The sequence below is a fragment of the Kitasatospora sp. NPDC085895 genome (genome assembly GCF_040702125.1).
Taxonomy (GTDB): domain Bacteria; phylum Actinomycetota; class Actinomycetes; order Streptomycetales; family Streptomycetaceae; genus Kitasatospora; species Kitasatospora arboriphila.
In genome coordinates, this window is record NZ_JBFBJY010000152.1 from 1 (window position 1) to 9,115 (window position 9,115).

General features: G+C 66.9%; 6 protein-coding genes and 1 pseudogene. 5 read left to right on the plus strand and 2 right to left on the minus strand.

The features are described 5' to 3' along the window. A partial coding sequence (locus AB0442_RS40660; protein WP_366168561.1) for a transposase occupies positions 1–436 on the minus strand: 436 nt, incomplete at its 3' end. After that, positions 433–702 (minus strand): annotated as a pseudogene (locus AB0442_RS40665) (hypothetical protein); the annotation flags it as partial. The gene AB0442_RS40660 and the pseudogene AB0442_RS40665, both read right to left, overlap by 4 nt. Before the next feature lie 2,640 nt (positions 703–3,342). Between AB0442_RS40665 and AB0442_RS40670 the strand changes: the two are divergent. The 5 genes from AB0442_RS40670 to AB0442_RS40690 all read left to right on the plus strand — a co-directional run bounded on the left by AB0442_RS40670 (position 3,343) and on the right by AB0442_RS40690 (position 8,915). Beyond that, positions 3,343–4,302: a ParA family protein gene (locus AB0442_RS40670; RefSeq protein ID WP_366168562.1), complete on the plus strand. Its 960-nt coding sequence runs from the start codon at positions 3,343–3,345 to the stop codon at positions 4,300–4,302. After that, a complete protein-coding gene (locus tag AB0442_RS40675; RefSeq protein WP_366168563.1) occupies positions 4,295–5,602 on the plus strand; it encodes a hypothetical protein in 1,308 nt (435 codons plus the stop codon). The genes AB0442_RS40670 and AB0442_RS40675 overlap by 8 nt, the downstream gene beginning before the upstream one ends. A gap of 425 nt (positions 5,603–6,027) precedes the next feature. Continuing rightward, on the plus strand, positions 6,028–6,483 hold the full coding sequence (locus AB0442_RS40680; protein ID WP_366168564.1) for a hypothetical protein: 456 nt from the start codon (positions 6,028–6,030) through the stop codon (positions 6,481–6,483). A 199-nt stretch (positions 6,484–6,682) separates the two neighbouring features. Further along, complete coding sequence (locus AB0442_RS40685) at positions 6,683–7,984, plus strand: hypothetical protein (RefSeq protein ID WP_366168565.1); 1,302 nt, start codon at positions 6,683–6,685, stop codon at positions 7,982–7,984. 196 nt (positions 7,985–8,180) lie between these two features. Then, positions 8,181–8,915 (plus strand): hypothetical protein, encoded by a 735-nt coding sequence (locus AB0442_RS40690; protein ID WP_366168567.1) that lies wholly within the window; start codon positions 8,181–8,183, stop codon positions 8,913–8,915. Positions 8,916–9,115: the final 200 nt, after the last annotated feature.

Here is a 9,115-nt window from a genome sequence, read left to right on the forward strand (position 1 = left end):
AGACGGGCACGCCGGGTTCGGGAGGCGGCTCGGGGAAACCCACTGGTGGAGACACCAGCAGGGCGCCCCGAGTCGACCTCACCGACAGCGCGGTGTCTCTTGAGGCGGTTGATGCCGCATTCGACTGCATGACGCTCACGGTAGTCAGCCTTGTCGAACTTCGGCGGCCGGCCGCCGCGGGAGCCGAGCTTTGGGCGGTTGCGCGCCTGGTCGGCCTTGTCGGGGTGGTGCAGCGGATCCCGCGGCGGCGCAGGTAGGTGCGGTTCTTGCGGGAGGCGTAGGCCCGGTCCGCCCGCACGCGATCGGGGCGAACCCGTGGCCGACCCGGTCCGATGCGGGGTACGCGGACCTTCTCCAGCACGGCTTCGAACTGCGGCGAGTCCCCGCCCTGCCCCGCGGTCACCACGATCGACATGGGCTTCTGGCCCTGCTTCACTGCCAGGTGGAGCTTGGTGGTGAACCTGCCGCGCGATCTTCCCAGCCCATGGTCGCTGGCTCGGTGAAGATGCCGCCCGGTGGCTCCTTCTGCAGGTCGCCGTGCTTGCGGGCGCCGGCCGCATGCTGATGAGCGCGGCAGACCGTGGAGTCGACGCTCAGGTCCCATGTGATCGCCCCCTTCGCGTCGGCCAGGGACTGGAGCTGGGTGAGGATCCGCTGCCAGGTGCCGTTCCGTTGCCATCGGCGGAACAGGTCGTAGATTTGGCTCCAAGGTCCGTAGTCGACGGGGGCGTCTCGCCACGGAACACCGTCCGGACACGGAACCGCATGCCGTCGATCAACTGCCGCCGAGGCAGCGCGGTCTGCTGGGCTTCGGCGCCTTGGCCGAGTGGAATCAGCTGTATCTGCGTCGCCGTTGGGAGGGTGACGACGATCGGACGGTCTACCTTCTGGAGGTCGGTCCCAACGGTCGGCGGCTCCGCCAGGTCGAGCTCATCGAGGACGGGATGGCGTACCGGAGCACCCCGGAGGACTGGCCCTTCAACCCGCCGTGGGTTGATCGGTACGACCCGAGTGGGTGCCGTTCGTGATCGGCCCCGAGGAGTTTGAGGTGCAGTGGGTCAGGGCTGTCCACGATCCGAGCGGTCGGGATTAGGGGCTGCTTTCGGTGTGGCTGCCTGGCACAAGCCGTCGTTGGCTGCTGCCATGCACGAAGCTCGACCTGCTGAACGGCTGAAGGCGCACAGTTGCCCAGGAGGCAGCCGCGAGGCGCCTGACTTCCGTCGATGCAACGAATCGTTGGCCTTGAGGACGGCCGGTGCATCCGATCGGTTACCTGACCATTGTCTGACCTCTGGCCGTGCTGGTCCCCCGGCGGGCCTGTGTGAAGTCGCTGGTTCGGGCCCTCGGGGGCGGGTGTAAGGCGCACGAGGCTGCGGGCCGGCGCGTTCGTGCGGACCTATCTCTCTTTCTGTACTCGGCACAGGTGTCTGTAGCGGGGTGGAGACGTTGCGCGGCGTTCCGGTCTGCTGGTGCACAGGTCGGCACGCAAATCGGTGCCTCATGTGGTTGGTCGCGCGGGTTGCGCGGCCGCTGCGGCCCTGTTCCTGACCGGTCCTGGATCCTATTGATTCTCGTCATGAGGGTGAGGATCGGCGTCGGCGGAGCTGCATCAGGTGGTCTCCTGAGGGCTTGTTGGGTCACGGGCGTGTTCCCCTTCGGGCCTCGTGGGCGTGTTGCGGAGCGGGGGTGGGCGCTGTCCTGGATCGCTGGGCGCTCGGTCATGTTTGTTGTCCGTCCCGCGGCAGCGGGGATGCAGTGGAAGCGGTGCTTCTGCGCTGCGGGGCTCGGGGCATCGAGAGTTCGCGGACAGTTCATCCGCCGATGGCATCGCTCTGCGTGCCATGGCGCAGTGGCTCGCGGCGTCGGTATGCCGATTGTTTGAGACCCGGATCGACGTTGGTTCGTGGGTCTGATCACTGCTTCGCGGCTGCAGTGCGGCGGCTTGCAGACGTGCTTGGGGGAGGCTCGTGTCGCCGGGTTGGCCCGACCCACCGCGTTGAGCATCGCCCTCGAGCGCCGAATTTGCCGACTGCCTGCGGCCTGCCTGAGGCTGCCGGGTGTGCTGTGGAGCTGGGCCTGGGAATGGCTGAAACGGGTGGTGTTCGCGGAGTTCTGGACCAGCTCTCGCGGGCTGAACGGTCGCTGTTGCCTGCTTTGTGAAGGGCCTGTCCGTTGGTTTTCTGGACGATTGTACGGCGCCTGGAGGTGGTCGAGACGCGTGTGGATCTTGGCGGGAGCGATTGGCCAGCGTGGACGGCGCCGATCGGCTGGCGTTCGGCATTGTGGCTGTGAGCTGGTGTTGTATTGATACCTATATGGATCTAGGTATGGATGCGGAACCTGCCTGGAGGCCCCTGTTGAGCCCGGACGAGCCGACCTCGACCCCCTACCGATTGTAGGCATGTCGGTAGCTTTGCCAGTAGGCAGTGTTTCGGGTTCGGCGTCCCGCCGGAAGGCAGCTTTGTAGGGATGAATATAGCGAGACACATATGGCTGAAACTTTGTAGCCAAGTATGGAGCCCAGTAGTGAGATGAGGATTCATCTCAGCATGGATACAGGTATGCGTTTAGGTAGGTAAGTGAGTAATGAGACAGATATGTATTCTCGTAGTGGCACAGGTATGGAAGCTTGTAGTTAGGTAGACATCTCTGTAGGGATGTATGCATCGATCCATGTATGGATGGATGGATCTCGGTAGGCATCTTTGTATGGATGCAGGTCGGTGATGGCTTACCCGTGCATGGATCTCGCCATGGGTACATGCACTCGCTCCACCGCGCTTCTTCGTATGCCGGTGAGGGTCTACGTGAGCACTCATGCAGATATGTCTGTGTTCACCCTCGGACCTTTGCGCCTGTTCATGCTCTGACGTACGTCGTCACGGATCCGCCCGTGCCGGGACGTACCTGTTGATCCATGGACGTCGGGTTCTGTCTGCGCGCCCGTCCGCCTGTTCACGGTGCGGTCGATGCATGGATTTGATGGTGCTCGCACCTACGCAGAGGTCTGCGTCGGCACGGACGCATGTCTGCTTGCCGTCGCGGATGTGTGCATGCGGCTGTGCCAGGGCTGTTTGTCGTGCTTGTCTTCCCCTGCGTGGACGTGTCCGGTGCTCCTAATGACACGCGGGGGAGCAAACCCCTCCTCCGCCGTCGGACAGTCCTGCTACTGTCGTGTCGCGTCGTAGCACAATTTGACCGCCGATCGGCCTGGAGGTCTCACCTCACCGGCCTACTGATGGGCCAATTTGGCCTTATGTCCGATTTGGTGGCTGGGTTGAGTGGCAGGTATCTGCTGCGACGCGGCGGGATCAATGCAGATGAGCACGAGAGGCAAAGACTGTGGCGGACGATCAGCAGGCAGCCGAGGCGCTGTCGGGCGAGGAACAGGGCGGCGACCTGCTGGACCGGCCGATGACCGTGATCTCTATCGCGAGTCAGAAGGGCGGTATCGGGAAGACAGTTACGACTGTCAACGTGGCCGCCCGTCTCGCGATGGCGGGCTTCGACGTGGCGATCGTCGACCTCGACCCGCAGGCTCAGGCCGGCGAGGCCATAGGAGTCGAGCTGAAGGGGGAGCGGATCCTGCGTTCGCTGGGTCTGACGTTCCAGCACGCGCTGCAGGGCATTCCGATCCAGCGCCTGACGGACATCATGTTCGACCAGAGCCACATCCTGCACGAGTTCGACGGCGCGGGCAGCCTCTTCCTCATCGCCTCGGAGGAGAGCACGATGACCGCGGCCCAGAACGCGCTCATCACCCAGCCGTACACGACCACTCCGATCCTGCGCCGCATGCTCCTCGAGCACCTGCGCGGCGTCGTGGACTTCGTCATCATCGACACCCCGCCGTCGATGTCCTCCCTCAACGCGATCGCCTATGCGGCCTCGGACTACGTGATCACGGTCCTGAACCCGCAGCGGCAGACGGTCAAGGGCGCGCTGGTCATCAAGCCAACCGTCGAGAAGGTCGGCGAGCTGACCCTGGGGGAGTGCACCCCCCAGTTCCTCGGCGTACTGCTCAACGACTCGAACTCCGAGTCGAAGTGGACGGCACAGGACGTCTTCGTGATAAACGGCATGGTCAGCACGGGTCTCAAGCCGTTCAAGACCGACATCCGCAGCGACGTGCGGATCTCGGACTGTTTCGGGCCGGCGGGCCCCGTCGTCGTCCAGTTCCCGAACCACGCTCCGGGCAAGCGGTACACGGCCCTGGTCGAGGAGATCCTCCAGCGGATCGACACTCCGTCCGACGAGTGGGAGATCGCGAGCGCCGCCTCGCTCGAGGATGTCGATGCCTGAGAAGCCGAAGAAGAAGGTCGCCGGCCTCTCCACGACTCCTGCCGCGCGCCGCGCCGCCGCTGCAGCGCGCGCCCAGGCCGCCCGCCAGCAGCGTGGGGCGGACGTCTTCGGCGGCGACGTGGACGAGCTGGTCGAAAGGTCGTTCGTCGGCCAGGGGGTGCAGGCTGCGGCGTCCGAGGGCGTGCACCACCCGGGAACCTCGCCGGCGACCGTTACGGCCGCACCGGTGCCCCCGACGGTACCGGCGCAGCCCGCGGTGGCCGGCCAGGCCGCACCTGCGGCGCCGCAGGACGTGCCGGCTGCCCCGGCCGCCGTTCCCGCTTCGGAGAACCCGTGGCTTGCGCCGCGGGCCGTGCCGGCTGAGGAGGCTCAGCCGGCATCTCAGCCGGTCTCCGTGTCCGAGTTGGTGCCTGAGCCCGCCCGTCCCGTCGTCGAGGGCGCAGTTGCCGCCCCGACGGTCGCGTCGGCGGATGTGGCGTCGGCGGTGTCCGCCGTTGTCGCTCCGTCCGAGTCGCCTGTGGCCGCTGAGGGTTCTGCAGCCGCTCCCGTGGTGCAGCAGGTGCTCCCCGCACCCGAGCCCGAGGCAGCCCCGTCTCCCGTCACGGTCGAGCCGCCGGAAGCGGAGTCCCGGCCGGGCAGTCCGGCAGCAGACGCTACCTCCGTGGCCGATGCCGCCAGCACCGCGGACGACGAGTCCGGCGACGGCGTTGTAGCGGACTCGGCCCCCGTCGGCAAACGGTCGGTCGCGGGAAGCGCCGCGCCGGTTGTGCAGGAGTCGGCTGCGGCTTCGGCGGTCTCGGTCCCCGGGGGTGCTGCGCGGGCGCAGCGTAGGTCGTCCGGTCGTCGTGCCGCTTCCGGGGTTGCGCGGCAGGCGGTGCTCACGTCGTGGACGGAGAGCACGATGGATCTGAAGCTGGGCAAGAACCAGTGGCGAACGTTGCCGTTCCGGTTCGCCCCGGACCTGGTGGCGTCGTTGTCGGCCCGTGTCGGGCAGGACCGGGAGGCGAGTGGTCGGCAGTTGACCATCGCCCAGTATGTGGATGCTGCGATGCGTCTCTACCTTCCGGCGGACACTGATGCGCAGTTGGCGTTGGCTGAGGGGTTCTTCATTCGTCGTGAGGGTGATGTTCCGGCCGGCCGTCAGGCGAGCCATCGTGTGAGTCCGGCTGTGTACGAGGTGGCGTCGAAGCTGCCGAATGATCTGCGGATGGTGGGCCGTGCTCGGACGGGCGTGCACGTCTATTCCGCTGCGTTGGATCTGTTCCTGACGGCGCTTGCCGATGAGGGTCCGCTCGCCTGATTCTCCTGTCGTAGGGCATGTGTGAGGGCCCCAACCCAAAAGGGTTGGGGCCCTCACACATGCCCTGAGCAGTGGTTGTAGAGATCTGTGTAGGTGCATCGGTCTGGTGGCAGGTCTGTTGACCGGTAGGTCTGTAGGGATTCAGGAAGCTTTTGGCGTAGGGATCTCCGTAGGGATGCAGGTAGTGGCGTGTGGACGGATTGATGCACGCCGGTAGGGATGCAGGTAGGCACGGATGGAGCCATCCCAGTAGAGATTGATGCGTCGTAACAGATAGCTAGGCTCGCAAATGCTGAAATTACGGGCATTCAGCGGGCAGGGCGCCACGCCGAGATGATGCGACGTGACAACCTGATGGATGTGTTTGCGATAGGCTCGCCCCACATTCCCCATAGGTCGCAACCATCAGGAAAGTCGAGGTCGTCTTGGCCAGACGCATCACACCCGCAGCTCTGGCGAAGGCAGCTGACCTCAACCGCATTTGGGTCAACAAGGCGGTCGAGCGCGGCTTCGTCAACACCGACGCACTCGACGGCGAGGACGTCATCGTGCTGCGGGTCTTCGCCCTCGCCGACCAGATCGTCTGGCCCGGAGAACGGCGCTCCCGCAGCGCCCCCCGCGACGTCGCCATCTGGCAGAGCGTCGTCGTCGGCGCCACCCGTGACGCACTCACCGACCCCGGGCTCGGACCCGACACCCTGCTCTGGCTCATGCCCAACGACGTCCGCACCAGCCGCACCATGGCCGAGGCCCTCGTCATCCTCACCGAGATCGGCCCCCTCTGCGCCGTCCGCATCCCGATCGGCGCCTGGGTCAACGAACTCCCCGAGGGCTTCGAACTACCCACAATCCCCACCCCGCCGAATGCCGGCAGGCCCTGACAGGCCCGAACCCGGCCACCTGACCGAACCGAGGTGATGCCCTCCACAACCGAATAGACCGCACGCGTGGCCTCCGCAGAGGACACGCGTCGATGTCGTTTTGTCTCGCTTCGGCCCGCTCTAAGCGCCGCGGCTCGATGACATACACCCTCCTTGCTTCCTGGAGCCCGCCATCACGCATGCCCAGGCAGACGGCACCGTGCTGCCCAAAACCAGTAACCCCGACCACACACCAACGCTCCACACCACCACAGTCCGACACCCGCGGCGCGGAGACCATGCGCTCATCACCGACCGCACCCTCCACGACTCGGCCACCACCCAGTCGCGTGCCATCACCTCACCCGACGACTTCCTCAACGCCGTCCGCTGGGCACTGCGCGCCGGCCTGCACCCGAGGGCCAACGCCACCACGCTGCGTGTCGCCGAAGCCCTCGCAGCCAAGGCGAACCGTCACGGTCACCTCGGGTACGGCCGCAACTCCCTCGCCGAAGCCCTTGGCGTGTCCGTTGCCTGCGTGGCGGTCCACACACGGGTCCTGCGGGAAGTGGGCCTTCTGGCATGGGTGGAGCACGGCTCGAAGGCCAACGTCCTGCGCACGCGGGCTCCCGAGCAGCAGCCGACCACGTACAAGGCAACCGGCACGATCTTTGCCCTCGTGGTCCCGCCTGCCTACGACCAGGAGCACGGCCGCCGTCTCTCCGGCTCCGGCTACCGGGCACGGTTGGTGGCCGTCACCGACCGCGGCCGCCGGCACGAGGTCCGCATGGCCAGGGCGGCGGCCCGTCGGCAGGCGACACGCCCGGGCGCGGGGCGAAGGACACCCCCTTCCTGTGGTGGTTTGGCTTTGAAGAGAGAAGTTAAGGCAGAAGAGAAGTTCAACTACACGCGCGTACGCGCGCGCGAAACCCGATCCCAGCCCACCGAACAGCACCAGCGCCTCACACCGGGCCTCACACGGGACTTCATCCGGGCCGCCCAAGAGCTCCAGAGCGAGGTTGCGTGGCTCGTCGGAGTCTGCCCTCGGCGTCTGGCCTATCTCCTGCGCAGCCGGCTGCTGGCCGGCACCACCATGTCTGCTCTCGCGCGGGAACTCCGGACTGCCACAGGCCAGTTCGTTCGCCGACCACTTGCATACCTCGCCGACTACCTCCAGCGGCATCCCGCGCCGCGTGAGGACGGGGCAGAGCGCGCTGATGCGCCGTCCGAGTGGATCCAGGTGCCGACACAGGTTGCCCACCCGTCACCGATCCCGCTGCTGCCCCTCGTCAGCCGCCGGTTCCTGGGCTCCGGTGACGAGGCCCCGGCAAGCCTGCGCGACGATCCGACCCTGAAGCAGGCGTGGGAGGAGCGTCAGGTAGCCCTCGCCGTGCAGCGGACGCTCGCCTACTGGCACGAGCAAGATGCCAGCCGCGGCCACCATTGGGACACGGGCGCGAACGACTACTCGTTCGCGCCCTCACGCACCCGGGACATGGAGTGGATCCCTGTCTACCAGTGAGCGGTCCACGCCCGGAGTGTGCCGTTCGGCGGGACCCGCCGATAACCAGCGGACTGAGTGGCCACGCAGGTGCCCGTCGGATTAGGTTCTGTCCGGCGGCGGATCTTGACAGGCCCGTAATGCATGGACGCGCGCTTCGTGTTTGTCGGTCTGATCCGACAAACACCGGGGGAAGAGGCCTCAGTACGCTGGGACGGTGCTGCTTCCCACCGTCCCGCGCGCCCGCCTGAGGTCCGTCGGCCGACCGGCTGTCGACACCCCGTTCGGCCAGTTGACCTTCGACACGGCCATCGGTGACACTCCCCTTTCGCCGCGGCCCGATGAGCTTTTCGAGCTGCCGGGCAGCCGCACGATCGCCCGCTGGACCCATCCCTCGGCCCACGTCGAGCTGTTGCTGACCCCGTTCGATCCCGAGCTCGACCCCGAAACCTGGGGGCCGCTGACCGACTGCCACGCGGGGGTCTGGCGGATCGACGCCCTTGCGCGGCTCGAACGGGTGAGGTTCTCGGCGGGGCTGCCGGCGCGGCTTCCGGAGGATGCCGACGCGGGGTGGGACGGGGGACAGGCGCTGGCTGCGATCACGGTGGAGGACGAGAAGACCCGGCTCACCATCGGCGGTAAGGACGAGGAGGCAATCTGCTGGGCGGCGCACGCGGGCGAGGTACCCGGGCGATGGGCAACGCTGATCGACAAGGTGTACAACCGATCCATCAGCACCTGGGGCGTGGACTTCGGCAACTACCACGGCATGTCCTGGACGCTGCCCCCGCTGGAGGCCGGCGACCACTGCGAACTCCCGGTAGTGGCCGCCTGGGCTCCCTCCGCAGACGAAAGCGCGAACACCTGGTACGCCGTCACGGTGTCGCCGACAGTGCTTCTGCGCCAGGTCACTGCCGCCGCGCCCCCGCGAACCTTCCCGGGCACCGCCTGACAGCTCTCGGCCGGCCGGCCGGGGCGTTCAGGGCCGGTCCCCCACCGGGTGACCCGAGCCCACCGGAGTGGCGGTGCCACCGTGTTCAATGCACCCATGCACGAGCTCGCACGCCGCCTCCCCGACATCGCCACCGTCCGTGACCGGTGCCGGGCGATGGCCGTTCTCGACGCCGTACTCAGCCCGGAGTGGGAGTCGCG

Bases quoted from the DNA above. Each gene is read 5' to 3' on its own strand.
- AB0442_RS40675 (WP_366168563.1), top strand. From the start codon at position 4,295: ATGCCTGAGAAGCCGAAGAAGAAGGTCGCCGGCCTCTCCACGACTCCT.